The sequence below is a fragment of the Clostridium sp. AF50-3 genome (assembly GCF_003477445.1).
GTDB classification, from domain to species: domain Bacteria; phylum Bacillota; class Clostridia; order Lachnospirales; family Lachnospiraceae; genus Otoolea; species Otoolea fessa.
Genome location: NZ_QUDH01000002.1, coordinates 331,554 through 356,944, shown reverse-complemented (window position 1 = coordinate 356,944; position 25,391 = coordinate 331,554). Strand labels below are relative to the sequence as shown.

Annotated in this window: 32 protein-coding genes; all 32 read left to right on the top strand. The window is 43.1% G+C overall.

What is annotated here, in order from left to right:
- Nucleotides 1-6 precede the first annotated feature (6 nt).
- A complete protein-coding gene (locus DW085_RS04215) occupies nucleotides 7-1,353 on the top strand; it encodes a DnaB-like helicase C-terminal domain-containing protein (protein ID WP_118491509.1) in 1,347 nt (448 codons plus the stop codon).
- An 11-nt stretch (nucleotides 1,354-1,364) separates the two neighbouring features.
- Nucleotides 1,365-2,129: a hypothetical protein gene (locus DW085_RS04210; protein ID WP_118491507.1), complete on the top strand. Its 765-nt coding sequence runs from the start codon at nucleotides 1,365-1,367 to the stop codon at nucleotides 2,127-2,129.
- Between the two features lie 33 nt (nucleotides 2,130-2,162).
- Nucleotides 2,163-3,182, top strand: a complete 1,020-nt coding sequence (locus tag DW085_RS04205) for a CHC2 zinc finger domain-containing protein (RefSeq protein ID WP_118491505.1) — start codon at nucleotides 2,163-2,165, stop codon at nucleotides 3,180-3,182.
- Nucleotides 3,172-3,966, top strand: coding sequence for a PD-(D/E)XK nuclease family protein (locus DW085_RS04200; RefSeq protein WP_118491503.1), 795 nt, complete (start codon nucleotides 3,172-3,174; stop codon nucleotides 3,964-3,966). The genes DW085_RS04205 and DW085_RS04200 overlap by 11 nt, the downstream gene beginning before the upstream one ends.
- Nucleotides 3,963-7,601, top strand: coding sequence for a PHP domain-containing protein (locus DW085_RS04195; RefSeq protein ID WP_347474968.1), 3,639 nt, complete (start codon nucleotides 3,963-3,965; stop codon nucleotides 7,599-7,601). The genes DW085_RS04200 and DW085_RS04195 overlap by 4 nt, the downstream gene beginning before the upstream one ends.
- 48 nt (nucleotides 7,602-7,649) lie before the next feature.
- Nucleotides 7,650-8,141, top strand: a complete 492-nt coding sequence (locus DW085_RS04190) for an ERCC4 domain-containing protein (protein WP_182430772.1) — start codon at nucleotides 7,650-7,652, stop codon at nucleotides 8,139-8,141.
- Between the two features lie 344 nt (nucleotides 8,142-8,485).
- Nucleotides 8,486-9,652, top strand: coding sequence for an RNA ligase family protein (locus tag DW085_RS04185; protein ID WP_118491497.1), 1,167 nt, complete (start codon nucleotides 8,486-8,488; stop codon nucleotides 9,650-9,652).
- A gap of 15 nt (nucleotides 9,653-9,667) precedes the next feature.
- A complete protein-coding gene (locus DW085_RS04180) occupies nucleotides 9,668-10,570 on the top strand; it encodes an ATP-binding protein (RefSeq protein ID WP_118491495.1) in 903 nt (300 codons plus the stop codon).
- 164 nt (nucleotides 10,571-10,734) lie between these two features.
- Nucleotides 10,735-11,160, top strand: a complete 426-nt coding sequence (locus tag DW085_RS04175; protein WP_118491493.1) for a hypothetical protein — start codon at nucleotides 10,735-10,737, stop codon at nucleotides 11,158-11,160.
- A gap of 977 nt (nucleotides 11,161-12,137) precedes the next feature.
- Nucleotides 12,138-13,022: a tRNA(His) guanylyltransferase Thg1 family protein gene (locus DW085_RS04165; protein ID WP_118491489.1), complete on the top strand. Its 885-nt coding sequence runs from the start codon at nucleotides 12,138-12,140 to the stop codon at nucleotides 13,020-13,022.
- A gap of 18 nt (nucleotides 13,023-13,040) precedes the next feature.
- On the top strand, nucleotides 13,041-13,619 hold the full coding sequence (locus tag DW085_RS04160) for an HD domain-containing protein (RefSeq protein ID WP_243033918.1): 579 nt from the start codon (nucleotides 13,041-13,043) through the stop codon (nucleotides 13,617-13,619).
- A gap of 119 nt (nucleotides 13,620-13,738) precedes the next feature.
- A complete protein-coding gene (locus DW085_RS20390; RefSeq protein WP_182430770.1) occupies nucleotides 13,739-14,137 on the top strand; it encodes a DNA cytosine methyltransferase in 399 nt (132 codons plus the stop codon).
- Nucleotides 14,138-14,152: 15 nt separating this feature from the next.
- Nucleotides 14,153-14,638: a DNA (cytosine-5-)-methyltransferase gene (gene dcm / locus DW085_RS20385; protein ID WP_118491486.1), complete on the top strand. Its 486-nt coding sequence runs from the start codon at nucleotides 14,153-14,155 to the stop codon at nucleotides 14,636-14,638.
- 4 nt (nucleotides 14,639-14,642) lie between these two features.
- A complete protein-coding gene (locus DW085_RS19060) occupies nucleotides 14,643-14,813 on the top strand; it encodes a hypothetical protein (protein WP_182430767.1) in 171 nt (56 codons plus the stop codon).
- Nucleotides 14,814-14,815: 2 nt separating this feature from the next.
- Nucleotides 14,816-15,007, top strand: a complete 192-nt coding sequence (locus tag DW085_RS04145) for a hypothetical protein (RefSeq protein WP_118491484.1) — start codon at nucleotides 14,816-14,818, stop codon at nucleotides 15,005-15,007.
- 169 nt (nucleotides 15,008-15,176) lie between these two features.
- Complete coding sequence (locus DW085_RS04140; protein WP_118491482.1) at nucleotides 15,177-15,557, top strand: hypothetical protein; 381 nt, start codon at nucleotides 15,177-15,179, stop codon at nucleotides 15,555-15,557.
- A gap of 185 nt (nucleotides 15,558-15,742) precedes the next feature.
- Nucleotides 15,743-16,174: a dUTP diphosphatase gene (locus DW085_RS04135; RefSeq protein WP_118491566.1), complete on the top strand. Its 432-nt coding sequence runs from the start codon at nucleotides 15,743-15,745 to the stop codon at nucleotides 16,172-16,174.
- A 32-nt stretch (nucleotides 16,175-16,206) separates the two neighbouring features.
- Nucleotides 16,207-16,443 carry a polya polymerase gene (locus DW085_RS04130; RefSeq protein ID WP_118491481.1) on the top strand — a complete coding sequence of 79 codons (237 nt, stop codon included), beginning with the start codon at nucleotides 16,207-16,209 and terminating at the stop codon, nucleotides 16,441-16,443.
- 4 nt (nucleotides 16,444-16,447) lie between these two features.
- Complete coding sequence (locus DW085_RS19055; RefSeq protein WP_182430765.1) at nucleotides 16,448-16,606, top strand: hypothetical protein; 159 nt, start codon at nucleotides 16,448-16,450, stop codon at nucleotides 16,604-16,606.
- Between the two features lie 20 nt (nucleotides 16,607-16,626).
- A complete protein-coding gene (locus DW085_RS04125) occupies nucleotides 16,627-17,070 on the top strand; it encodes a hypothetical protein (RefSeq protein ID WP_118491479.1) in 444 nt (147 codons plus the stop codon).
- A gap of 12 nt (nucleotides 17,071-17,082) precedes the next feature.
- Nucleotides 17,083-17,595, top strand: a complete 513-nt coding sequence (locus tag DW085_RS04120) for a GNAT family protein (protein ID WP_118491477.1) — start codon at nucleotides 17,083-17,085, stop codon at nucleotides 17,593-17,595.
- A complete protein-coding gene (locus tag DW085_RS04115) occupies nucleotides 17,589-18,107 on the top strand; it encodes an AAA family ATPase (protein WP_118491475.1) in 519 nt (172 codons plus the stop codon). Before DW085_RS04120 ends, DW085_RS04115 begins: the two co-directional genes overlap by 7 nt.
- Before the next feature lie 10 nt (nucleotides 18,108-18,117).
- The gene (locus DW085_RS04110) at nucleotides 18,118-18,570 is read left to right on the top strand and encodes a phosphoadenosine phosphosulfate reductase family protein (protein WP_243033917.1); all 453 of its coding nucleotides are present in this window, start codon (nucleotides 18,118-18,120) and stop codon (nucleotides 18,568-18,570) included.
- Between the two features lie 200 nt (nucleotides 18,571-18,770).
- Nucleotides 18,771-19,397 carry a hypothetical protein gene (locus DW085_RS04105; RefSeq protein ID WP_118491473.1) on the top strand — a complete coding sequence of 209 codons (627 nt, stop codon included), beginning with the start codon at nucleotides 18,771-18,773 and terminating at the stop codon, nucleotides 19,395-19,397.
- Nucleotides 19,398-19,609: 212 nt separating this feature from the next.
- Nucleotides 19,610-20,059, top strand: a complete 450-nt coding sequence (locus DW085_RS04095; protein ID WP_118491469.1) for a hypothetical protein — start codon at nucleotides 19,610-19,612, stop codon at nucleotides 20,057-20,059.
- Between the two features lie 11 nt (nucleotides 20,060-20,070).
- Nucleotides 20,071-20,775 carry a hypothetical protein gene (locus DW085_RS04090; protein ID WP_118491467.1) on the top strand — a complete coding sequence of 235 codons (705 nt, stop codon included), beginning with the start codon at nucleotides 20,071-20,073 and terminating at the stop codon, nucleotides 20,773-20,775.
- A complete protein-coding gene (locus DW085_RS04085; RefSeq protein WP_182430764.1) occupies nucleotides 20,768-21,337 on the top strand; it encodes a GTPase in 570 nt (189 codons plus the stop codon). Before DW085_RS04090 ends, DW085_RS04085 begins: the two co-directional genes overlap by 8 nt.
- A complete protein-coding gene (locus DW085_RS04080) occupies nucleotides 21,312-21,878 on the top strand; it encodes a hypothetical protein (RefSeq protein ID WP_182430763.1) in 567 nt (188 codons plus the stop codon). Before DW085_RS04085 ends, DW085_RS04080 begins: the two co-directional genes overlap by 26 nt.
- 221 nt (nucleotides 21,879-22,099) lie before the next feature.
- The gene (gene nrdD / locus DW085_RS04075; protein WP_118491461.1) at nucleotides 22,100-24,277 is read left to right on the top strand and encodes an anaerobic ribonucleoside-triphosphate reductase; all 2,178 of its coding nucleotides are present in this window, start codon (nucleotides 22,100-22,102) and stop codon (nucleotides 24,275-24,277) included.
- Between the two features lie 73 nt (nucleotides 24,278-24,350).
- The gene (gene nrdG / locus DW085_RS04070) at nucleotides 24,351-24,890 is read left to right on the top strand and encodes an anaerobic ribonucleoside-triphosphate reductase activating protein (RefSeq protein WP_118491459.1); all 540 of its coding nucleotides are present in this window, start codon (nucleotides 24,351-24,353) and stop codon (nucleotides 24,888-24,890) included.
- Nucleotides 24,878-25,054, top strand: a complete 177-nt coding sequence (locus tag DW085_RS19050) for a hypothetical protein (protein WP_182430762.1) — start codon at nucleotides 24,878-24,880, stop codon at nucleotides 25,052-25,054. The genes nrdG and DW085_RS19050 overlap by 13 nt, the downstream gene beginning before the upstream one ends.
- A gap of 30 nt (nucleotides 25,055-25,084) precedes the next feature.
- Nucleotides 25,085-25,354 (top strand): hypothetical protein, encoded by a 270-nt coding sequence (locus DW085_RS04065; RefSeq protein WP_118491457.1) that lies wholly within the window; start codon nucleotides 25,085-25,087, stop codon nucleotides 25,352-25,354.
- The last annotated feature ends 37 nt before the right edge of the window (nucleotides 25,355-25,391 follow it).

Here is a 25,391-nt window from a genome sequence, read left to right as displayed (position 1 = left end):
GGTTGAGTGGATTTATCTGAGTTAAATGATGTCCAGGCGGAGAGCGGGGTCATTGCAACGCTGGTGTATCATCCTGAATTTATCCTGCATACGGATTATTTGAAGCCGGGATATTTTTATGCAACGGATAATGGCTGTATTTACTGGGCGATTTCAGAACTGTATAAGGCGGGCGTTGAAAATATAGATGCGCTAAATATTTCTAATATGCTCAACAGCAATAAGGCGGTCAAACAAACAATTCAGAATTACAATCTTCCGTCGCTACAAGAATATATCGACCTTTGCGCCGAAACTGCGCGTGGCACGCTGGAAGAGTACAAGCTCTTAGCACAGAGAGTAGTCACGCTGTCGTACAAGAGGGATTTGATCCGGAATATGAGCGCACTGGAAAAACTGTGCTTTGATAAGGAAATGTCGCTGGGCGAGCTGACGAAGCATCGGAACGATATCATAGCCAAGCTCGATGAGAAATATGTCGTGTCAGAAGAGATCAAGATGATGGGCGACGAGGTTGACGACCTATGGGGAGAAATCTGTTCCCGCCGGACGCCGGATGGTATTTATGGCATTCCGTCGATGTTTCCGGTTTTGAATGAGTGGTTTACATACGAGCCGACAGAGTTGATTCTGATTCAGGCATCGTACAAGCAGGGCAAATCAGTCATCCTTATGCTGGAAGCGTTACACAAAATCACAAATGGTATCCCGACTTTGTATATCGACCGAGAAATGTCAGACCGACTCTTTTACGAACGTGTGCTGGCGGCGCTGACTGGGATCGAAGTCAAGCGGATTAAGAACGGCAGATACAACGAGGAAGAGGCGCGGCGAATTGCTGATGCGAACGAGTGGATGAAGAAACAGCCATTTGTTCATATGTACCGCCCAGACATCACAGAAGAAGAGCTGTATGCGATCTGTAAGATTCTGAAATATAAGATGGGGTTGCAATTCGTGATCTACGACTACATCAAGAGTAACGAGAGCGATTCGAGTGTCAACTACAATGTCTTAGGTCGCATTACCGATTTCTTAAAGAATAAGATTGGCGGCGAGCTGAATATGGCGGTATTATCTGCCGCACAGCTTAACCGCGACGGAAAAATTGGCGATTCCATCAAGATTAACCGGTATCTATCGGTTGGTATCAAGTGGTTTTTAAAGACGCCGGATCAAATCATGAAGGATGGTCCCGAATGCGGCAACGCTGGAATGAAGATTTATATTAATCGTTTGGGCGCGCAGATGCCGGAAGATGATGAGGAAGAATATTTGGATTTTGTGTTTGATGGCGACAGGATGATGATTTCGGAGGCGAAACAGCATACGAAAACGAATGAGTTTGATTAAGGAAGCGGTAAGTGAAAAGAATTGAAATGATCGGAAAGCGATTTGGAAGGTTGGTGGTGACGCGGTTATCAGAAAATACTTCTGGTAAACGAAAACGGCTGATGTATTACTGCGATTGTGACTGTGGGAGAAAAGATGTAGAAATTGTTGGGGAAAAACTTAGGGCTGGTACGACAAGAAGTTGCGGATGCCTAGTTAAGGAAGTGGCTAGTACCGTTCATAAGAAATACAATCGGTACGATTTGTCGTCTGAGGAGTATGGGATTGGCTTTGCATCTAATACAAGCAGAAAATTTTATTTTGACTTGGAAGATTATGACAAAATCAAAGGATACTGCTGGTTGGAAATGGCTAATGGATACATAGGCTCTAAGGACGAAAATCAGAAATATGTATACTTGCATCGACTTGTGATGAATGCCAAAGAAGGAGAAATTGTCGATCATAAGAAACACGATCCATCTGATAATCGAAAGGAATTTCTTCGAATAGGCAGTCAGAGCAAGAATATGATGAATACTTCTCTCCGCAAAGATAACACGTCTGAAACGACGGGAGTTTATTTTTGCAAGAATCGAGGGCGGTGGAGTGCCGAAATTCAAGTAAATAAAAGGAAGGTATATCTGGGCTTATTTAATAATAAGACCGATGCAATAGCCGCCAGAAAAAGGGCTGAGGAGAAGTATTTTAAGGACTGGTCATATAAAAATTCAGTAGGAAAAGACAATAATGCTGGCGCTCATTTGGGCGAGAACTCGTTTGATGAGGGGCGATAAAAGTTGATATTTAAAAGATAAGATAGGAGGAGAATGATGCAATACGATGAAGATTTCCTGCGGGAACTCAATCAGAAAGTAAATCTGGCGGATTATGTGGGGAACTTCATCGAACTTTCTCCACGAAGCAATGGCGATCTGTATGGGAAATGCCCGTTGCACGATGATAAAACACCGTCCTTTTCGGTCAATACGCGGGAAAATCTGTTCTATTGTTTTAGCTGTGGTCGCGGTGGCGGAATTATACAGTATCTCATGAAGTATGAGGGGTTGTCGATTGATGAGGCGGTGCAAAAAGTCTGCAGATTGGCAAAGATTGATTCGGAAAAACTCTGTACATCGGAAACAGTGCGCTTTCTCCGGAAAATGAAAAGAGGGACGTCACAGAAAGTGATTGAGCATCCCGTAGTGGATGAGGCGGAGTATTTGAGGTACGCCGATGAGGTCCCGGCAGAATGGCTTCAAGAGGGAATCAGCGCTGCGACGATGAAAGCGTTTGAAGTGCGCGTGGATAATCGGGCAAATAGAATCGTATATCCGGTCAGAAATCGTGCCGGAGAGCTGATTAACATTAAAGGGCGTACTCGCTTCCCCAATTATAAGGAGATGCACCTGCAAAAGTATATCAACTATAAAACGGTTGGTACTATGGACTATTTTCAGGGATTGCATCTGACAGAACCGTTTATCCGGGAGAAACATGAGGCAATCGTCTTTGAGAGTATAAAGAGCGTTATGAAATGCTGGGATTGCGGCATCAAGAATACGATTTCGGCGGAGAAACATGATCTAACGCCGGAACAGATCCGCTTATTGATTTCGTTGCGCGTTGATGTGGTGCTGGCGTATGACAGCGACGTATGTTACCAAAATGCAAAAATCGCAGAGGATATCCGGCGGCTGGCAAGGTTCACAAATGTATACATCATCGAAGATCAGGAAGGCGTGCTTGGTGGAAAAGAGGGTAAAAATAGTCCTATTGATTTAGGCGGCGACATTTTCCAAAAATTATATGAGAACAGGAGGAAAGTTGGTGTGAAATTTGGGTTATGATAAAATTTTGGACAAGATGGTATTTTCCTTTTCCAGGCTGCATCAGTTCGAAGAATGCCCGTATGCTTTTTATCTGAAAAAGATTGAAGGAGAGGACCTGGACGAGGGCAATTATTATTCCGACATCGGCGGCTATGTCCACGAGATCAATGAGATGATTTTTAAAGGCGAGCTGTCGATTGACGATGCGGCTGATTATTTCATGGAACACTATGAGGAAAATATATCATATCCAGCGCGGCAGACTACAGTTGAAAAGAAATATTGTCAGGCATTAGAGTATTTTGCCGAGTTTGACATGGAAAAATTGCAGGACTATGAAGTCCTGGGTGTTGAGATGAAAGTGCATTTCAAGATTGGAAAATATTCTATGATCGGGTACATCGATCTGTTGTTGCGGCATAAAGAAACCGGAGAAATTTTACTGGTAGATCATAAGAGTGCGGGCAAATTCTTCGGAAAAAACGGGCAGCCATTGAAGTCGCAGGCAGATAACCTGGCGGCATACAGCAAGCAAATGTACCTCTATTCTAAGGCAGTCTACGATTTATACGGGAAATACCCGGACAAAATCGTCTGGAATCATTTTTTTGACAAAAACATTTCTGTTATCGAATTTAATCAAGAAGACTATGAGGCGGCGCTGAACTGGGCGCTGGAGACAATCGAAAAAATCTATCAGGAAGAAGAATTTCCGGCGAAAAAAAGCTATATGCTCTGCCACGTCCTGTGCGGCTTTAGAAATAGTTGCTTATATGCGAGCGAGGAGGATGAGGAAGAATAGAAAAGAATTTTACATACATCCACCTGCATAGCGACCTTTCCAACGGCGTAACCAATATTGACAGTATTACCAAATACGACGATTACATCGCGCGGGCAAAAGAACTGGGGATGAAGGCAATGGCTTTTACCGAGCATGGCAGCGTGTTTTCGTGGGTCAATAAGAAACGCCATATTGAAAAGGCGGGCATGAAGTACATTCACGGCGAAGAGTTTTATGTGACAAAGACGATTGAGCCGGGAGAGTATGGCGCGCCGACGAAGATCCGCGACAATTATCACTGTTCGCTCTATGCCAAGAATTTTGAGGGTGTCAAAGAACTGAATCAGCTTTCGAGCGCATCGTTTAACCGGCAGGACGGGCATTATTACTATGCACCGCGTATTACGTTGGATGAGCTGATCAATACTTCGGATAATATCATCGTATCGACGGCTTGCCTGGGCGGAATTCTTCACAACGGCGAGGATGACGTGCGGGAGGTTTTTATCAATTTTCTGATCCAGAACAAGCATCGGTGTTTTCTTGAGATTCAGCACCATTCGGATGCGGCGGGAGAGCAAGGTGCATACAACAAATACCTTTTTTCACTAAGTAAAAACACTGGAATCCCGCTGATTGCCGGAACCGATACTCACGCGCTGAACGCCGAGCACATGGTTGGACGTGCGATTCTGCAGAAGGCTAAGAAAGTTCACTTTGCCGATGAAGACTCGTGGGATCTGACATTTAAGACATATGATGAACTTGTCGCAGCATATAAAAAGCAGAATGTGCTGCCGATGGAGGTTGTGCTGGAAGCAATCGAGAATACAAATCGGCTGGCAGACATGGTCGAAGAGTTTCCGCTTGATGAATCGTATAAGTACCCCCATTTATGGGCTGATTCCGAAGGAACCTTTTTGAGAAAGATTGAAGAGGGAATTGTTCGGCGTGGGGTAGACAAATACCCAAACTATCAGGAATATCGCGACAGAATCGAAGAGGAGTTGAAGGCGTACCGGCATAACGGCGCGATAGACTTCATGCTTCTGATGGAGGATATTCTGAATTGGTGTCGGACACAGGATATTCAAGTCGGATATGGTCGAGGATCGGTTAATGGGTCGGTAATCGCCTGGTTACTCGGCATTACTGAGATGGATAGTATCAAGCACAATCTGAACTTTGAAAGATTCATGAATATTGAGAGAGTGTCTTTAAGTGATATTGATACGGATTTCCCTCCATCACGAATCGAAGAAGTTAAAGATTATATTTTTTCCAAGACCGGGTTGTATTGTTCGGACATCATTACTTTCAATACAATCGCAGACAAGGGTGCAATTCGAGATGTAGGTCGAGCATTGGAAATCCCTCTTGATGAGGTAGATGAGATTTGCAAAGCCTTCGAATCGAATGAAGAAAAGTTGCGGAAGAAGTATCCGGAGCTGTTTAAATATGTTGACCTTGTAAAAGGCGTTATAGTATCGGTAGGTTCTCATCCTTGCGGGCTATGTGTGAGTCCAGAGAGTCTGACCGAGCACATGGCTACGTTCACGACGTCTACCTCAAAATACCCGATCAGCCAGATTTATATGAAGGAGATTGACGGACTGAACTATGTAAAACTAGATTTGCTGCGGCTGGACACGATTGAGCTGATCAATGACACATGTAAACTGGCGGGGATCCCGCGGTTGACCCCGGATAATGTTGATATTAACGATGTCGCCGTTTGGAACTCGATGCGAGATGACAGCACAGGAATCTTCCAGTGGGAGTCGGATACCGGCGCGGATTATATTAAGAAACTCTTGTCGGATGAGAACATCAAGAAATTCCAGGCGGTCGATGAACACGTTGATAGAATGACGTTGCTCACGATCGGAAATTCGGCAATCAGACCGGCGGGCGCATCCTACCGCGATGATTTGGCAAACGGCGTTGTCCGGAAGAGTGGATCGCAGGCTATCGACGATTTCCTAAAGCCCACATTTGGCTATCTAGTGTTCCAGTGTCAGATCATTGAATTTCTGCATCAATATTGTGGTTTTACGATGGGCGAGGCAGATATTGTAAGACGCTGCGTTGATGAGTACACAGAAATCCTAATGGGAGATGGAACCAGAAAAAAGATTAGAGACATTTTACCGGGTGAAATGGTCTTGTCTTATTGTGGTGAGATGGGCGCTCCGCTTGTGCCTAGAAGAGTAAACAAGGTATATGACAACGGGATACAGATAACGTATTTTATTCGTACTGATTCACAAAAAGAACTGCTTGCGACTGCGGAACATAAGATTTTGACGGCACGTGGTTGGATTAGATGCGGCGATTTGACAATTTCAGATCGCATAGTGGCTCGCGATGAATCGGGACCATTACGCTTAGAGTGTGTGACGGATATTGGGTACGCAAGCGGACTTTCTCATGTGTATGACCTCGAAGTAGAAGAAACTCATAACTACATCGCAGATGGAATGGTGGTTCACAACTGCTTCGCAAAAAAACTCGGAACAGAAAACCATATCCCGGTTATCAAAAACGGCGGCTACATGATAGGTCTCGACGGCGAACCTAAGAAAGATCATTACATCGCGGGATTTACTGAAACGATGAAAAAGAATTATGGTATGTCGCCAGAAGAAAGTGAGAAAACGATTACTGCTTTCCTCCAGGTCATCATTGATGCATCTAATTATCTATTTTCTCTTAACCATTCTCAGCCGTACTCCTATGAAGGATACGTTTCTGGCTGGCTGCGCTATCATTACCCGGTCGAATTCATCACGACGGCGCTCAACATCAACGTCGATAAGGAAGAAAAGACGCTGGCTCTGACCCGATATGCAAAAGCGCACGGGATTCAGATACTTCCACCTAAATTCCGGCATTCCAAGGCGGTGTATTTCTGCAACGCGGAATCACGGGAAATCTATAAGGGTATTGGTTCAATCAAGTTTATGAACGCCCAGGTCGCGGATGAACTGTATGCGCTAAAAGACGAGCAGTTTGAAGACTTTATCGGTCTTCTCGTCGCAGTAAAAAAGACCTCCTGCAATTCCCGGCAGCTTCAGATCTTGATCGAGCTGGACTATTTTTCTGAATTTGGTGATGTCAACCTTTTGCTGACAATCAACAACCTGTTTGGAGAAGTATATGGTAAGCAACAAATCAAGAAGGATAAAATCCCGAAGCTGGGAGAATACATCACTGAAATGGATGTTCGCCAGTTCGCCGGGAAAGAATCCGAGAAAACCTTCACGAAGGTTGATATGTTTCGCTTGTTGAAATATCTGGCTGCGACGATTCAAGTGCCGCCAGCGACGATTATGGAGCGCATTTCATACCAGAAAGAAAATCTCGGTTACGTGGACATCGTAGATAAGAAGTATGTGGGTCTGGCGCTGGTAATGTCGGTCAATACAAAATGGACGCCGTGGCTCACGCTGTATGCGCTGGCAAATGGCAAAACCATAGAGTGTAAGGTTGATAAACGCGACTACAATCGGCAACCGGTCAAAGAGGGCGACGTCGTTCGAATCGAAGGACAGACCTATAAGAGTAGGCAAAGAAAAACGGAGAATGGTTTCGAGGCGGTCCCCGGATCGAAGGTCCTGTGGATCACCAGGTATAGAAAGGTGGTGGTGTAAATTAAGCGGCATTACACGAAAACGGAATACGCGCAGTTGATTTCCAACATGGTTATTCTGTGTGATACGCGTGAGCAAAAGAATGAGCATATTTTGTCGGCGTTTGAAAAGGCTGGGTTGCAGTATCAAAAAAAAGCTCTCAAAACCGGAGATTACAGCTTTATGATTCGCGCTTGCCCGGAATTGGGATTTGCCTACGACACGTATTTCACGGATGAAATTGTGATCGAGAAGAAAAACAGCTTATCGGAACTGGCTAGTAATTTTGCCAGCGCTTCTGATGACGGCGAAAGAATCTTCAAGGAATTTAACCGGATGATCAACGTCGAACGGGCTTATCTGGTAATAGAGAGCGACAGTATCGACGGAATTTTCGAACACAAGTATCGATCAGAATTTAATCCAGATTCCTTCATCCGGACGCTGATAACGTGGCAGGCAAGGAATTATATGCATATCTACTTCTGCAAAAAGGAAAATACAGCCCGAATGATTTATGAGCTGTGCAAGAACTGTTTGGATGCAAAAATCCTGAAATAAAGAATGGGCGAACCCGTAGAGGTTCATATCAATAATCGAGGACGGGGATTATTGGTCTGGTAGGGAGACGGGTCAGAGTAATAGAGTCAACAATTTTGAGTAAAACTAAGCAAGTAAATGAGATGGAAGTTGCAATATCTGATACCATAGGCATCACCCTTTCAAAAACAGCAATATACCCCATATGTGAACACTGTATTTGATCGTGGATTCTGACCCGTTAAATTCCTCCGGGGCATTTCTAAATATCATATCACAAAATTCATTGGATTCCAATAAAAATCTAAAGAAAGGACAAGTAGAGTTCCTGGGTTAAAACGCGCGTTACCTACGAAATAAGGAGCTTGGAAAGTAAAGAAAGAGCACTGGCTCACATCGAAAAAATTGAGTGGGTCAAACCGATTGAAGGCGCAGATAACATTGAGTTGATTGGCGTGTTAGGCTGGGTATGCATCGCCAAAAAGGATGAATTTAAGCCGGGAGACGTCGCTGTATATATCGAAATCGACAGCAAATGCCCGGAGTCAGACGAGCGATTCGCATTTCTGGCAAAAAGAAAATTTAAGATCAAAACGCTTAAACTTGGCAAATTCGGCATCATCTCTCAGGGCTTGGCAATGCCAGCGACGGTATTCCCGGAAGTGACGGGAGAGCCGATCGGCGCCGATGTGACTGAAAAATTACACATCACATACTATCGACCGGATGACATCGCCAGAAAGACGAACAAAGTCGATCCGAACGCGAAGTACACATCTATGGCAGCTCGCCACAAATCTCTTGCAAAGAAAAAATGGTTCAGATGGCTGATGAAACGCGGCTGGGGAAGAAAACTCTTATTCGTATTTTTCGGCAAGAAGAAAGACAAACCGAAAGAGTTCCCAAATTGGATTGTCAAAACTGACGAAACGAGGATCGAGAGTTGTCCATTCTATCTCGACAGCGATGAGGAATGGGTGGTGTCAGAAAAAGTGGACGGAACATCCTGCACCTACGCCGTGAACCGTCTCAAAAAGAATAAAGATAAGTTCGAGTTTATCGTATGCAGCCGGAATGTGCGGCAGGCAACCAGAAATCAGGAGTGTTACCATGAATCCAATATCTACTGGGAGCTGGCAGACAAATATAACATCGAGGAGAAATTGACTAAGCTGGCTATCACCGGTGGCTATGACAGGGTTGTGCTTCAAGGTGAAGGTGTTGGCAATGTGCAGGGCAACCCGTACAAGCTGAAAGAGAGCGATCTATATGTGTTCAATCTTATCATCGACGGTAAGCGCCAGAGCACGAAAACTATGAGCGAGTATTGTGAAAATCACGGCTTCAAGCACGTACCGGTAGTTGACTGGAATTTTAAGTTGCCGAAGACGATGGAAGAGATGAAGTTGCTGGCGGACGGCAATAGTTTGATTAATCCAAATGTGAAAAGAGAAGGTTATGTATACAGAGATCAACTCGGACAGAAGAGTTTCAAAAATGTTTCGAGGGAATATCTCTTAAAAAATTCATAATGAAAGGATTTTGCAATGGATAAACCGAAGCTGTATGTTTTGGTTGGTTTGAGCGGGAGTGGGAAATCTACTCTCGCCGCCCAACTAGCAGAAAGTAACGAAAACACTGTCATTGTTTCTTCGGATGCGATACGAGAGGAATTAACCGGAAAGATCGAGGATCAGTCGAGAAATAATGAGGTATTCGAAATTTTCCACCAGAGGATTCGAAAAAATTTGGAAGAAGGAAAAAATACGATTGCTGATGCCACGAATCTTTTAATTAAGTCGCGACTGAGAATTTTGAATATGACTCACGGATTGGACGTAGAGAAAATTTGTATCATGTGTGCCAAACCATTTGAAATATGTTGGGAACATAACATGAAGCGAGAACACCCAGTTCCGGAAAGTGTATTGGATAAACAAATTCGAAAATTTCAGATCCCCTTTTATGAAGAGGGTTGGGATGATATTCAAATTCAAAACAAATATCACATGTACCGGAGCGACCAGACAAATAGACTGTTACTTGCGATGATGGGTTTTGACCAGAAAAATCCGCATCATGACAAAGATCTAGGTGGTCACGCCGTAGAGGTTATGGCAAGGTTTGGCGACTGTGGATATTCTGAATCCTATAATCTTGCCGCGTTATTTCACGATGTCGGGAAGTTGTATACGCAAACATCTGATGATAACGGTGTCGCACACTATTTTGGACACGAATCTTTTGGATCATACGTGATGCTGATGAACCTGATAAATCGTGTAGACCTTGATAAGGACACGGTTTTGGAACGCTGTTTTTTAATCAATTATCATATGCTGCCGTTTGGCTGGGGCACAGAAGCGGCGCAAAAAAGATGGCGTAAAATTTTTGGCGAAGACAAATATCTGATGCTCACGAGATTTCATGAGTGCGACACAAAGGAGTAAGAACAACGGATGTTATTAATAGCGTAGAGCTTTTTGTATAGTGGAAGATAGCGTTGAGAATAAGCGAAAATGACAATAGACCACAATGCTGCATAGACCATGATAAGTATTTTTCAACATGTGATACTTGTGAGTTTGGAGAATAATATACTGGAGGTGAAATTATGTATCAGAATTGTTGTAAGAAATGTGGAAGTACTTCACTACATACTGAAGTAAAAGGTAATAATACAGGGCTTTATTGTGATGATTGTGGCGCATGGATTAAATGGCTTGGAAAAGATGAGTTAAGAGCTTTCGAGTATACAAAACAGACAGAAAAACAAATAGAAAAGAAAACATACACAACAAACAGCTATGGATTTCAAGATAATAAAGCAGACATTGAACTTGGTAAATTATGTTGTTTTAAGCCATTGGATAAAGATGAGATTTATTTTGGTCATATGGCTGGAAAAGTTGTTGATGATTTTGGAAACATGACTTTTATGTATGTTTTAAATATTGATAATAGATATTTCTTTTCTCGAAATGTAATCATAAAACCAGAAGATGTACATACATCCAACGGTGCAAAGAAATATTTCTAAGTAAACCAATCTTTCTTTGGGATTATTTAATGAGAAAACATATATGTCTTTATTATTTTTACATACCTTATTGGTAATTCTTTGTGCAGCTAATGTAATTGCCAATAAGAATAAAGTGTCTAAATTTCTTTGGTCTTGTTCAGGACTATGTTGGTTGATTCTCAGCATAATAGAAATCACAGAAATGATGTAACTAAAAATAGAATATACAAGTACGAAAGGAGATTAAGTTTCATGGATTAAAATTGCAATACTCTAAGTAGTAAAATGGGATATGTATATAGATACGAAATTTTTCTTTCTTGGGAGGCGATTAATATATTTCGTATAGAGAAAACTAAAGTTGTAAATGGATGCGATTGTTGGGGAAGACCAGAATATGATGATGTATATAAAGTTTATTGTAATGATGAATTTGTATGTCGTATGTCAAGTGATCCAACAGTATTGGTGGATAGGATGAATGATATTTTAATTGTAGAAGGATGACCGTATGAGTTGTGAAAACTTATCCTGATGATGTAAATAAAGAGTTTCAGAAGTTTATTGGTCAGAAGATAGAAATGGGATAATAAATGCATTCATACTTTTAAAAACAGTGATGAAAAATATGATTTTGAACACAGGTATGACGAGTAATAGTATTGAAATTGGAAGTGCATTAAAACAGTATATATCTGCCGAAGAATACTATAAATTACATGACAATCATCTATATATGCTATGCCGATTCAGAAAGATAATAATTATGTTCGAGTTACAGAAATTTGTGCAGGCTGCAAACTTTATTGTACAGACGAAGATGAGTTGTATGAGATTGATAAGAAACTAAACGAACTTGGATATGAGACAAGAGTTGGTAGAAATATGTATACAGGTAATTTGAGTATTGCAGTAATTAGAGATCCGAATGTAAAAGGAGAATAACAGTATGAGTTTAACACATAGAGAAGAAGTAAAAAGTAAAGGAGAATAATATGGATACAAGTGATCTTGCAGAAAGAATGAAAGGTTATGAAAAAAGGAATAGATATTTTCTTCAACGAAGAATGCCAGTGATTTTGAGGTTAGACATGAGAGCCGGACATAGTTTCACCAAAGGATTTGAAAGACCTTTTGATGAAGTATTTATAAAATCAATGCAGGATACCGCTAAATATTTATGCGAAAATATTCAAAATTGCAAATTATCTTATCAACAGAGCGATGAAATCACATTACTTCTTGTTGATTATGATAAGTTAAATACAGATTGTTTCTTTGATTATAGAGTTGATAAGTTATGTAGTATTGTGGCAAGTATGGCAACAATGGCGTTCAACAAATTTTTTGCGAAGAACGCCGATCGGTATGGAAGAGACAATATTGAAGATTGGGATGACGGCGGTACGTGCAGGGAATTATCCAAAAAAGAAAGACAATGCCTTGAATATACGAGAACATATTGGAAAGCGATAGAAAAAGGAGCAATGTTTGATGCCCGCTGCTTTAATATCCCAAAAGAAGAAGTAACAAACAACTTTTATTGGAGACAATTAGACGCTTCTCGTAACTCAATTCAGATGGTTGGTCAAGCCAATTTCTCACACAAGGAATTACAGAATAAGTCATGTAATGATATTCAGGACATGCTTATGACTCAGAAAGGCATTAACTGGAACGATTTGCCGACTCATCAGAAGAGAGGAAGTTGTTGTGCAAGGAATAAGATTGTTATTGAATCTGATGATGTTATGGCAACTGTACAGTTGAGAGACATTTCTAAATCTGAAAATGAGTGGATTATTGATACGGATATTCCTATTTTCCGTAATGAAGGTAGAGAATATATTGATAGATTAGTTTTTGTTGGTGAGGAGTAAATACAAAGGAGGAAAATTTTGGAAGAGAAGATTAAAGAATTCGAAGCGGCTCTTCTTGCGACGAAGAGAGAGGGGATGGATAGACTGTTAGAGTTTATCAGAAAGAGTGATTTTTATACGGCTCCGGCGAGCACCAGATTTCATTCTTGCCACGAGAGCGGTTTATTAGAGCATTCTCTGAATGTATTTTATGCGCTGACAGCTAAGAAAACAACGGGGATTTGGCAGAAAAAATTAAAAGACGTCGCAGATGAAAGCCTCGCAATTTGCGCCCTGTTGCACGATCTCTGCAAAACATACTTTTATACAACCGACTATCGGAATAAGAAGAATGAGCAGGGTATCTGGGAGCGCGTGCCATATTACACGATTGACGACAAAATCCCGTATGGACACGGCGAAAAATCTGTCATGATGATTGAGGAATATATCAAGCTTCTCCCGGTGGAACGATATGCGATCCGGTGGCATATGGGCTGGACGGAGCCAAAGGAGAATTACAATGCCCTCGGAACCGCGATGGAAAAATACCCGCTTATTCTGGCGTTGCATGAGGCGGATTTAGAGGCGACTTACTTAATGGAGGAAAAGCAGTAAATGACGGCGAAGGGACTTAATACGGAACCTGACAAAACGTGCAGAACTATCAAGGCTAATTATGCTAAAATAAGTGTCGCAAATTTTGAGAGTACGGGGAGTTGGGGGGGGGGACAGGAGTGCGTGATAATTCAAGGATTAGAAAACTGACACCACGAGAGTGTTTTAGATTCATGGGATTTGACGATGAGGCGATTGATAAATTGCTTGCAGCTAAATTTTCAAATACCAGATTATACAAGATGGCGGGAAATTCTATTGTCGTCGATGTACTTAAAAGACTGTTTGCACAAATCTTTGTTTCAAATCCAGAAATTTTCCCAGAAGAAAAAGAAATTAAATATTTGAGTCTGTTTTCTGGCATCGGGGCTTTTGAGCGCGCGCTGGAACGTCTGAATAGAAAATATACGCTTGTTGGGTATAGTGAAATCGATCCATATCCGGCAAAGGCTTATTCGGCGCTTCATGGTCTGCCGGAAGAGCCTCCGTTTCGATTTGAGCGACATCTCCTAAGTTAAGCTCTTCCGGCAGATATAGATTTGATTACATATGGCTTTCCGTGTCAGGATCTTTCGGCTGCCGGGCAGCAGGCGGGATTCTACGACGAGGACGGCAATCATACGCGTTCGGGATTATTCTTTGAAGCGCTGAGAATCATCCGAGAGAAGCGCCCAAAAGTCGCGATTGCAGAAAATGTGAAGGCGCTGACCCAGAAGAAATTTTCCAAAGAATTCCAGATGGTGTTAGATGGATTGGCGGCGGCTGGGTATAAGAACTACTGGCAGGTTTTGAATGCCAAGGACTACGGCGTGCCGCAGCATCGGGAACGGGTATTCATTGTGAGTATTCGGGATGATATTGAAAGCCACGAACCGATTTTTCCGGTGCCGATCCCATTGGAAAAATGCATGGAAGATTTGTTGGAGCCGGTTGTTGATGAAAAATATTACATCAATAGCGAAAGAGCCATTCAGTTATGCAGGCGCCTTGATGAAGAAAGTGATTCGAGAGGAAGGTGATGTAATGGATTTATATAAGTTTTTGACTATTTTCGTATTTGATATTGCTGCGTCGCTGTGGGCTTACATGGGAATAGAGTTTTTGAAAGATTATTTTGAATCGTTAAAAAATGTTGATGCAGCGATTTGGGGTCCGGCGATCGGACTTATCGTGTCGTTTTTTGTGTGGTGTTAGATATGACAGATGTACAAATGTTAGAAGTTATCTGTGTCGGAGTAATCATCTGGTTTGCTTGTGTAGACTGGGGAATGCAGGACTATTGCCGGGAGGACGACGATAACCTTCCGGCGGTGATGCTGTTTAGTGTCCCGGTGGCGATACTCATAACGATATGGATGATGAATATGGGATGGGTCCCTTTTTGGTAAGGAGAAAATATGAACGGAGAAATATTATTTGTAGGAAATGTTTGCCCGACAAGAACCCGTGAAAATCCGAATCAGGGACGGGTATATGACCCAAGAGGATTATGTCCCTGCTTAAATTGCGGTGGGGGAGGGAATCGGCAACCATTTATCATAGAGAGGAGAACGAAAAGTGACAAATTTTGAGAAGTACAAAGACGAGATTTTAGCCATCATTAATAAAGAGGAGAATATTGCGATGGCTAACGGAATTTTGCAAGAGTGCAGAGACCTGAATTGCAATGATTGCGATTTTGGCAAATCTTCCGGCGATTGTGATTGCAACATGATGAGATGGCTCTATAAAGAATTTTGTCCGTTCAAAAGAGGAGAGCGGGTGATTCTTACCATTCCGGGGCAGCCACCGCTACGATGCTATTTTGCAGAGCAGAAAGAGAATGGTTGTGTTTCTGTTTTTTCCGGTGGGCGTGACGAATGGAGTTCAAACGGAGATACCATGACCTATCCAGAGGAATATATCAAACCGTACAAGGAATGTGAGGAGACGGAATGACATCGGCGACAAAGAAAATCATCCAGGAGATACGTGGTTTAGACAAAAAGCGTGAAGAGATTTTAGATAAACTAAATACATTACCCGGCGGCTATCGAGAGCTTGTGTTACTAAATAGTCTTGATGACTGCGAAAGCCGTGTGCGATTCTTGAACGAGCTATTAATAGAAATGGAGGATAAAAAGATGAACATTAAAATCAAATACTTTGCCGATGACATGGAGCCACTTACCTACATCGACGGCAAATCCGACTGGATCGATTTGCGGGCGGCACAGGATATGACCATTGCAGCGGGTACATACGTCGCGATTCCGCTTGGCATCGGCATGAAACTGCCGGTTGGTTACGAGGCTCATGTGGTTCCGCGCAGTAGCACTTTTAAAAATTTCGGTCTACTCCAGACGAATAGCATGGGCGTGATCGATGAGACGTATTGCGGCGATAATGATCAGTGGCATTTCCCGGCATACGCAACTCGCGACACAGTAATACATAAGAACGACCGGATTTGTCAATTCCGCATCATGGAGCACCAGCCGACGATCGAGTTTACACCGGTCGAGCATCTGGCAGATGAATCGCGCGGCGGATTTGGTTCCAGCGGCATCCGCTAAATTTACATCGCAAACAGAGAGGAGGGCGAATATTGAAACTTGCAAATATCACGAATGTTGATGGATTTTTCAAAGCTGTTGAGGATTGTAAAGGGCGTGTAGAGCTGGTATCCCCAGAGGGCGACCGCATCAACCTGAAATCAAAGCTGGCTCAATACCTAACGCTGGCAAACATCTTTTCGGATGGCTACATCAAAGAGATGGAGCTTGTCGCGTATGAAGAATCCGACGTTTCCAGACTGATTAAATTCATGTACCAGGGAGAGTGATTTCATGGACAGATATTGGGAAACCGAAAAATGCCCCCGTTGCGGTGAAGCACTTGAAACCGAGACATATAAAGAATACCGGGATTCGACGGTGCTTATGCCGATATGGGAAGAATTAACGGTATGGTTTTGCCCGGCGTGCGGCTGGAACGACCGGGATTAAGGTGATGGAAAGGAGTAGTTATGGAATTAGTCAATGTTAATTTATATGCGGAAGGATATTATAGTGGAGCAACTTATGAGGATAATATTTGGATTAAAGAATCTTCCTACGAAAAACTAAGAGATATTTTTCCAACAGAGATTAGCTGTGGTGAATTAGATGGTAAGCACAGCGAGGTTATGGGAGAAGTCGAAATTCAGAATAATTGGCACACGGATGAGGATTTCGCCAAGGCTGGAAGAAGTGAAGGCGATGGAGATCGTCTCGAATTAGAATTAGTAGATCTTTACAACGAACATGGTCTCGATTGGGACGCAGAGCAGGATGAAATCGACGAGTATTTTGATGGATTAGATATTTGGAAAGACGTGACTATTACTCTTCCGGAGAGTAAAATTCCGGCGTTAAGAAAGTATGCCGATTGCCTTATTTATAATGACGACGATAAAAATAGCCGCGCATAAGAAGAGGTGAAAATGTTAGATTTAGCAATTAATCACAAAGAAGAGCTGCAGAAAAGACTTCGTGAAACATGGCTTACAGAACAATATAAGTTTGCTCATTGTGATGTGTTTTGTGAAGAAGAAAAAATTGATGAAGACACCTGGAATAAACATCAGTTTGTTTCGTTAGATCCGGATGGTAGTATTATTGGTTATATCGCCTACAACATCAGTCGCGCAAAGCATAGTTGCTATGGCTTATATATATGTAATTTTTCTGACAATAAAGCTGTTTTTAGTATAGATCTAGGAAATGCTTTGAGGGATATTTTTGAAAGATTCGGGTTCAGAAAGTTGGTTTTTAGTGTCGCCGTTGGCAATCCGATTGAAAAATCATACGACAAAATGATGGAAAGATATGGCGGCAGAGTAGTTGGCATTTTCAAAGAAGAGTTCAGATGTTATGACGGAAAATATTACGACAAGAAGTGCTACGAGATTTTTCGGGACGATTATATGAAACATAGGAGGACGACAAGATGCTAGTTGTAAATCTGTTTGGAGCGCCGGGGAGCGGCAAATCAACTGGTGCGGCATATATTTTTTCACAATTAAAAATAGCCGGGGTCAACGCTGAGCTGGTCACAGAATTTGTCAAGGACAAGGTTTGGGAGAACAATGAAGAGGTGTTCAAGAACCAGGCGTATATCTTTGGCAAGCAGAGTTTCAAAATGAGCCGATGTCGGGATAAGGTTGACGTGATAGTAACGGACTGCCCGCTGCTTTTATCCGCATTATATAACAGCGACGAAATTCTGGGCGAAGAGTTTAATAATGTGGTACATAGGGTTTTCGATTCATACGAGAATATGAACTTCCTCATTAACCGAGTAAAAGCATATCAGCCGGTCGGAAGGTTGCAGACAGAAGAAGAATCCGATCAAATCCAAGGTTCTTTAATGTCTTTATTGACAACCATGAGAGTTCCTTATGAAATCAAAAATGGCAATGTAGCTGGCTACAATGAGATAATCGACGATGTCTTATATTACATTTGAAAGGAGAAAGATGGGACAAAAGCATAATATTACAGACCTACACCAAATGCAGTCGTTGCCGCTTAAAGCAAAAATCGCGATGACAAACCTTCGTATCCAACAATGGGTCGAAGAATACGGAGAAGACGGGGTTTATGTGAGTTTTTCTGGCGGGAAGGACAGCATGGTGTTACTTGATTTAGTAAGAAAACTATATCCTAGTATCGTCGCTGTATTTGTGGACACCGGGCTTGAATATCCTGAAATCCGCGAGTTTGTGAAGCGTTTTGAAAATGTCGAATGGCTCAAACCCAAAAAGACTTTTCGGCAGGTTATCACAGAATACGGCTATCCTTTTATTTCAAAAGAAGTATCTGATAAGGTGTATGGTGCGCGACGTTATCTAAAAGAGTTAAAAGAGTATAATGCTCGGGGGGGGGCAATGTTCGTTATGCATGGGCGATCGCAGATCTTACCGGTATAGACCGGCGAATCGATCCAAATAATCCAGCATATCAAAATCTCTTGCATCCTAACCTAGATGCTCCAACCGAAAATTCTCGCTATCAGCAAATTATAGGCACATATCCCGGCAAAAACGGCAAGCCATCATCTTATAATTTCACAAAGTATCAATTCTTCTTGGACGCTCCGTTCGAAATTTCAGCAAGTTGTTGTCGAATCATGAAAAAATCGCCTGTTCATTCTTACGCCAGAAAAACCGGAAGAAAGCCGATGACCGCGCAGATGGCGAGTGAAAGTCGATTAAGAACGTCGCAGTGGCTCAAAAATGGATGTAACGGATTTAATATGAAGTCGCCAATCAGCAATCCTATGAGTTTCTGGACGGAGCAAGATGTTTTGCTTTACATCAGGGTTCGGCAGGACGAATACGATTCAAACTTACGCGACTGTAATCTTGAAGTCAAATGCAGCGCAGACAAACGTCGTAGAAAGATGGCGCGAAATTACATCAAGAAGCATAAGCGATTCGAGATCTGCTCTGTATATGGAGACATCGTCGGATCAAATGGCGAGAAAGAATCGCTGCCGGAAAATGTAGCAGATATGGGAGTGCTCGACTTAGATAGACCATTGCTCAAAACGACGGGTTGCGATCGTACCGGCTGTATGTTCTGTGGCTATGGGTGTCATTTGGAAAAGCCGGGAAACGGGCGGTTTGAGCGGATGAAGTTGACGCATCCAAAACAGTATGACTATATCATGCGACCCAGAGAACAGGGCGGACTTGGATACAAAGAGATAATTGACTGGATCAATGAGCATGGAAATTTTGATATTAGATATTAGAGAGCGGGGAGGTGATTAGATGACATTTGAAACAAGTCCCAGAATCAATAAGTGGATGCAGGACCATGTAAGACAAGGTTGCATAACTCGTGCAACTGCTGGTGAACAATTTGTTTTTACGTTTCTGCCAAGCGGCATCATAGATTGTCAGACAGTGAAATGTATGTGTTGCGGGAAGGAGTTTACGGATTATGTTGATTGAGGAGGCGTAGATGAATAAACGCGCACGAAAAAAGTGGCTGAAACAACATGGCAAATACGTCGCCCCCAAGGAGCTTTGGAATCTGGATTGCCGTATCGCCGAATTTGTCTTGCCCCGGCTGAGAAAGTTCAGGGAGGTCGAAGACGGTTGTCCCGGTTGCGGCGAAATGGATACGCATGAGAAATGGATGGCGGCTCTTGACAAGATGATCCTGGCTTTCGAATATGTTTTAGATCAGAGCGACTGGTGGATTGATGATCCCAAATATGATTATATTGACGGTCTACATATGTATGGCGCGCCGATCGAAGGCAGCGAATTTGAACGCTTAATCATCGAAAAAGAGGATTGGGTCGCTGAGATTGAAGAAAAACATAAGCAGGAAGAACGGCGGCGGCAGGAAGTAATCGAAGAAGGATTGCAGTTGTTCGCAAAATGGCTTCAACGTTTATGGTGGTAGAGGAGGTTTATATGAAATTTGAGCATACAAAAGTTTGTAATCTTGACGGCGCTGTTCGTGGGCTTAGAAATCCGATGCAGAGCTGGGATCGCAGTGATAGCTATCAGTCTGATTTCACAGATGACGGCAAATGCGGTTTCGTTCTCGGAGCAAATGACTTGGAGCTAATGCAGCGCTTATTAAAGGCGTCGATCAAGGAAGGAAGTTCTCACAGTAAATTCATGCGTCAGATCATGGTTTGCGTTGATATTACCGCACCTCTCTTCTGGTGGAAAGAAGCCGATCAGTATCGTGTAGGCGTAATAACAAATAGTGAAAGCACCATGCATAAGCTGGCGTCTACGCCGATCACAATGGAGTGTTTCGAAATAGGCGATTACAACAAGGGCTTAATCAGCGAACTTGTCGATGGAGAGCAAAAATTCCTTTTTTCATCTTCCGAAGAACCGCCGTGTATTATTGATTGGTTGGAATCTCTTAGGCAGGCTTATCTTAAAACAAAAGATAGAAGATATTGGAAAGAACTCGTGCGTTGGCTTCCTGAATCCTGGCTTCAGACCCGCACCGTTACATTAAACTATGAGAACGTCCGTAATATGTACTTCCAGCGACGTCATCATAAACTCACGGAATGGTCGGAACAATTTGTTGCGTGGGTTGAGTCGCTGCCGTATGCAAAAGAGCTGATTATGTATGAAGGAGATACCAATGAGTAAAAAAACAATCTTTCTTGTCGCAGGTAGAAGCGCGGTGGGAAAAAGCAGCCTTGTCCATGCAGTGTGTGAAAAGACCGGTCTCGTACCGGTCAAATCATACGCGACCCGTCCGCCGCGTCCCGGAGAAACCTCTGAAAACTCCGATCATATCTTTATTTCAGAGGAAGACGTCGCAGGATATGAAAACGATATGGTTGCGTACACAGAAATCAACGGCGCCAAATATTTTGTGACCCGCGAAATTCTGGATGAATCAGATATTTATGTAATTGACCCCGCTGGAATCAAATTCTTACTGGATACCGTCGGGGACGAATATAATTTTATTCAAGTTTATATCCGCGTCCCAAGCTCTACGGCAAAGCAACGGGCAGCACAGCGCGGCGATGCCGTGTTTGAAGAGCGACGAAAATCAGAGGACGAACATTTTAGCCAGTACGAACACGATATGCCGTGGCAGTACCATATTCTGAATGATGGAACCTTTGAAAGCGGCGTGGAAAAACTGGAACGAATCATACGAAAGGAGCAGGAGCGTGCAAAAGCAGAGACTAATTCTTGATTTTGACGGAACAATCACCGATTCAATCGCATCCATTGTTTCTTTATATAATGAAGATTTTCGGTATTATGCCGGGTTCACGCCGGTAGCGCCGGAAAGCATCAAGACGTGGGGAATGGTAGAGTTAGAGCTGGCAAATCCTTGGTATATTGATGCTCTTTGGAACCAGCCGCGATTTTTTGAGCGTCTACAATTTATGCGCGACGGAGAAGAAGTTATCCGTATGTTGTCGTCGCAGTATTCGATTGAAGTGGCGTCGATGTGTCCTCAACCAAACGGCATCGGCAAAGAACGTTGGATCCAAAAACATATGCCTTACATTTCTAAAATTCACATCATCAATCCGGACGAATTTACGGATAAATCCCATTTAGATATGAGCGATGCAATTTTTATTGATGACAATATGAAATATTTAAGCGCGACTAATGCCAAAAAGAAGATCTGCTTCGGTAAGGTTTATGAGTGGAATAAAGGCTGGGACGGGCTGCGCTGCGCGAACTGGAATGAAGTCGCGGCAGAGTTGCTTTTAGACGATTGAGAGGAGGTGAAAAAGGGTAAGTGATAGCAACCGTAGGAATGTTAAAGAGATCTCTCCCCTGCGACGACGATTTCATCACAATCATGATTGAAAACAGGGAATATATTATTGACGGGCTTCGCCGGGTTCCGAATTACACGGAATCCCCAAGCTCGCACGTGTGTTTGGAGTGCCGAAGTTGTGGGACGGGCGAGATCCGAAGATAGAAAGGAGAGGATAAGTTGGCAAAAAAAATAATTAAACGAAATGGCGAAGAAGTGGATTTTGACCAGGCAAAGATTGTGAATGCGATCACGAAAGCAAATAAAGAGGTTGACCGGATTCATCAGATGACAGCATACCAGATTGAAGCCGTCGCGTCATCTATTGTCGAGCAGGTACAGAAGGCGCCGCACGCGGTAAATGTAGAGGATGTTCAAGACATGGTCGAAACCGGCATCATGGAGGTGCGCGGCTATGAAGTCGCCCAGAAATATGTACGTTACCGTTATCGTAGAGAGCTGAAGCGCAAATCAAACACGACGGACAATGGCATTCTGACACTTTTAGATCATGTCAACGAGGAGGTTAATCAGGAAAATTCCAACAAAAATCCAATGATTAATTCTACCCAACGCGATTACATGGCGGGCGAGGTCAGCAAGGATTTGTCGGAGCGTGTACTGCTGCCGGAGGAAATTGTTCGCGCACATAAAGAAGGAATCATTCATTTCCATGATAGCGATTATTTTGCACAGAGAGAACATAACTGCGACTTAATTAATCTGGAGGATATGCTGCAGAACGGCACTGTGATCAGCGAAACGATGATTGAGAAGCCACACAGTTTCTTTACTGCCTGCAACGTCACGACTCAGATCGTAGCGCAAGTAGCCAGCAACCAGTATGGCGGACAGTCGTTTTCTCTTGCACATTTGGCGCCATTTGTCGATATTAGCCGCCAGAAAATCCGGGATGCAGTCGTCGAAGAGCGTACCGCGTGCGGCGACTCATTAGATGAAAACACAATCAATCACATCGTCGAGAACCGTCTGAAAACAGAGGTTAAGAGTGGTATCCAGACAATCCAGTACCAGCTCATTACTCTAATGACCTGCAATGGACAGGCTCCGTTCGTTACGATGTATATGTATTTAGATGAGGTCCCGGAAGGGCAAACCAGAGATGACCTCGAGATGATCATTGAAGAGGTACTGCGCCAGAGAATGCAAGGTGTCAAAAATGAGAAAGGCGTCTGGATCACACCGGCGTTTCCAAAACTCATCTACGTTCTGGATGAAGACAACATCACAGAAGAGTCGAAGTATTGGTATCTAACCAAGCTGGCAGCAAAGTGTACCGCAAAACGGATGGTTCCGGATTATATTTCCGCCAAAATCATGCGCGAGATGAAAAACGGCGCTGTTTACACTTGTATGGGCTGTCGTTCCTTTTTAACAGCCGAAGACGGCATCAGAAATCCAGACGGAAGTATGAAGTTTTATGGGCGTTTCAACCAGGGCGTTGTCACAATCAATCTAGTAGATGTGGCGTGTTCATCCGGTGGCGATATGGAGCGCTTCTGGCAGATTCTCGATGAGAGACTGGAACTGTGTCATCGTGCGTTGCGTTGTCGTCATGAGAGATTACTCGGTACACCGTCAGATGTGGCGCCGATCCTCTGGCAACATGGCGCTCTCGCGAGACTAAAAAAAGGTGAAACGATTGATAAACTGCTTTATGGCGGCTATTCAACTATTTCGCTTGGATATGCGGGGCTTTATGAAATGTGTAAGTACATGACCGGAAAGAGTCACACCGATCCGGATGCAAGACCATTTGCGCTGAAAGTTATGCAGCGTTTGAACGACAAGTGTGCCGAGTGGCGCACGGCAGAAAACATCGCCTACTCGGTTTATGGAACACCGCTTGAATCCACGACCTATAAGTTTGCAAAATGCTTACAGAAACGGTTCGGTATCATTTCAGGCGTCACAGACCATAACTACATCACAAACAGCTATCATGTCAATGTGCGCGAAGACATCGACGCATTTACAAAACTCACGTTCGAGTCTGAATTCCAGAAATTATCCCCAGGCGGAGCCATTAGCTATGTAGAAGTACCTAATATGCAGAATAATATTCCGGCTGTGCTCGCGGTCATGCAGCATATTTACAAGCATATCATGTATGCAGAATTAAATACTAAGAGCGATTATTGCGAATGCTGTGGTTATGACGGCGAGATCAAGATTGTTGAGGATGAGGCTGGCAAGCTGGTGTGGGAGTGCCCGAATTGTGGCAACCGCGACCAGAATAAAATGTCAGTCGCACGTCGTACCTGCGGTTACATCGGGACTCAGTTCTGGAACCAGGGACGTACCCAGGAAATCCGGGATCGGGTGCTGCATCTGTAAAATAAGTTGTTGAATAAAAGAGTCAGAATTTCTGTTCGGCAGCGATTCTGGCTCTTTGAGTATAGGAGAAAGTATGCATTACTGTGCGATTAAGAAAAATGACATTGCCAATGGACCTGGAGTACGCATCACCTTGTTTGTTTCTGGCTGCGACCATCATTGCAAAGGCTGTCATAACCCTCAGACATGGGATCCGGAAGCAGGACAGATTTTCGACGATGCGGCATATGAACAGATTTTTAAAGAGTTGTCGAAGGATTACGTCGCAGGAATTACGATAAGCGGTGGCGATCCTCTTTACGCAGGCAATATTAGACAGATTCGTCCATTGCTCTATTTGATTAGGACAAATTTTCCAAATAAGACGATCTGGCTGTATACGGGCTACACATGGGAACAGCTTTGGTATGATGACAAGTTTGATGTGGAGGGCGGGATCGTTGAAAATCAATGGCGTAGGGCAATCACCGTTATGTGTGATGTAGTTGTTGATGGTGAGTACAAGGAGTCTTTTCGCGACCTTAGTTTGGCATTTCGCGGGAGTTCCAACCAACGACTTATTGATGTGGCAAAAACATTCAGTGCCGAGGAGGTGGTTTTATGGGAATCGTGATCGGAAGTTTTGTCTGGCTGTTATGGACTATTTTGACCGTAATCGTCAGCGTGGTGATTTCGGCGATAGGCGGCTTGATTTGCGTTGCGGCTGCAATTTTTGTTTCACCCGCAGCATTGATCGCAAGTTTGATACAGTTCGGAGATAAAAAGAGAAGTATATAGTGTTAGGCGAAAATAAGAAAGGAGATACATATGAGTTTAGTACAGCACAATGTATGCAAATTAAAAGACGGGCGTGAGCTGAATTTTGATTCGCGTTGCAATTATGTGGAGGTCAACGGCGGATTCGCCTGGTTCTATGCGATTAATCCTGAAAACAAACAGAGAAATCTTTTATTACAGGCGGTAAACGTCGATGAGATTGCAAGAATCATCCATGAATTTCCAGCAGATCTCTACGATGAAATTATGAAACCGCTGTCTAAAATCGCGGTTCCGGAGAAAAAGATTATCACGCCGTAAGGTTTGATATAGCAACTATTAACCCTTGTATAAAGGA

What these genes read in the sequence shown, in the direction of transcription:
- DW085_RS04205 (WP_118491505.1), top strand. Translation starts at nt 2,163, where the DNA reads ATGATGCAATACGATGAAGATTTCCTGCGGGAACTCAATCAGAAAGTA.
- DW085_RS04190 (WP_182430772.1), top strand. Translation starts at nt 7,650, where the DNA reads ATGGTTATTCTGTGTGATACGCGTGAGCAAAAGAATGAGCATATTTTG.
- DW085_RS04180 (WP_118491495.1), top strand. Translation starts at nt 9,668, where the DNA reads ATGGATAAACCGAAGCTGTATGTTTTGGTTGGTTTGAGCGGGAGTGGG.
- DW085_RS04175 (WP_118491493.1), top strand. Translation starts at nt 10,735, where the DNA reads ATGTATCAGAATTGTTGTAAGAAATGTGGAAGTACTTCACTACATACT.
- DW085_RS04165 (WP_118491489.1), top strand. Translation starts at nt 12,138, where the DNA reads ATGGATACAAGTGATCTTGCAGAAAGAATGAAAGGTTATGAAAAAAGG.
- DW085_RS19060 (WP_182430767.1), top strand. Translation starts at nt 14,643, where the DNA reads ATGGATTTATATAAGTTTTTGACTATTTTCGTATTTGATATTGCTGCG.
- DW085_RS04145 (WP_118491484.1), top strand. Translation starts at nt 14,816, where the DNA reads ATGACAGATGTACAAATGTTAGAAGTTATCTGTGTCGGAGTAATCATC.
- DW085_RS04135 (WP_118491566.1), top strand. Translation starts at nt 15,743, where the DNA reads ATGAACATTAAAATCAAATACTTTGCCGATGACATGGAGCCACTTACC.
- DW085_RS19055 (WP_182430765.1), top strand. Translation starts at nt 16,448, where the DNA reads ATGGACAGATATTGGGAAACCGAAAAATGCCCCCGTTGCGGTGAAGCA.
- DW085_RS04125 (WP_118491479.1), top strand. Translation starts at nt 16,627, where the DNA reads ATGGAATTAGTCAATGTTAATTTATATGCGGAAGGATATTATAGTGGA.
- DW085_RS04120 (WP_118491477.1), top strand. Translation starts at nt 17,083, where the DNA reads ATGTTAGATTTAGCAATTAATCACAAAGAAGAGCTGCAGAAAAGACTT.
- DW085_RS04115 (WP_118491475.1), top strand. Translation starts at nt 17,589, where the DNA reads ATGCTAGTTGTAAATCTGTTTGGAGCGCCGGGGAGCGGCAAATCAACT.
- DW085_RS04110 (WP_243033917.1), top strand. Translation starts at nt 18,118, where the DNA reads ATGGGACAAAAGCATAATATTACAGACCTACACCAAATGCAGTCGTTG.
- DW085_RS04105 (WP_118491473.1), top strand. Translation starts at nt 18,771, where the DNA reads ATGAAAAAATCGCCTGTTCATTCTTACGCCAGAAAAACCGGAAGAAAG.
- DW085_RS04095 (WP_118491469.1), top strand. Translation starts at nt 19,610, where the DNA reads ATGAATAAACGCGCACGAAAAAAGTGGCTGAAACAACATGGCAAATAC.
- DW085_RS04090 (WP_118491467.1), top strand. Translation starts at nt 20,071, where the DNA reads ATGAAATTTGAGCATACAAAAGTTTGTAATCTTGACGGCGCTGTTCGT.
- DW085_RS04085 (WP_182430764.1), top strand. Translation starts at nt 20,768, where the DNA reads ATGAGTAAAAAAACAATCTTTCTTGTCGCAGGTAGAAGCGCGGTGGGA.
- nrdG (WP_118491459.1), top strand. Translation starts at nt 24,351, where the DNA reads ATGCATTACTGTGCGATTAAGAAAAATGACATTGCCAATGGACCTGGA.
- DW085_RS19050 (WP_182430762.1), top strand. Translation starts at nt 24,878, where the DNA reads ATGGGAATCGTGATCGGAAGTTTTGTCTGGCTGTTATGGACTATTTTG.
- DW085_RS04065 (WP_118491457.1), top strand. Translation starts at nt 25,085, where the DNA reads ATGAGTTTAGTACAGCACAATGTATGCAAATTAAAAGACGGGCGTGAG.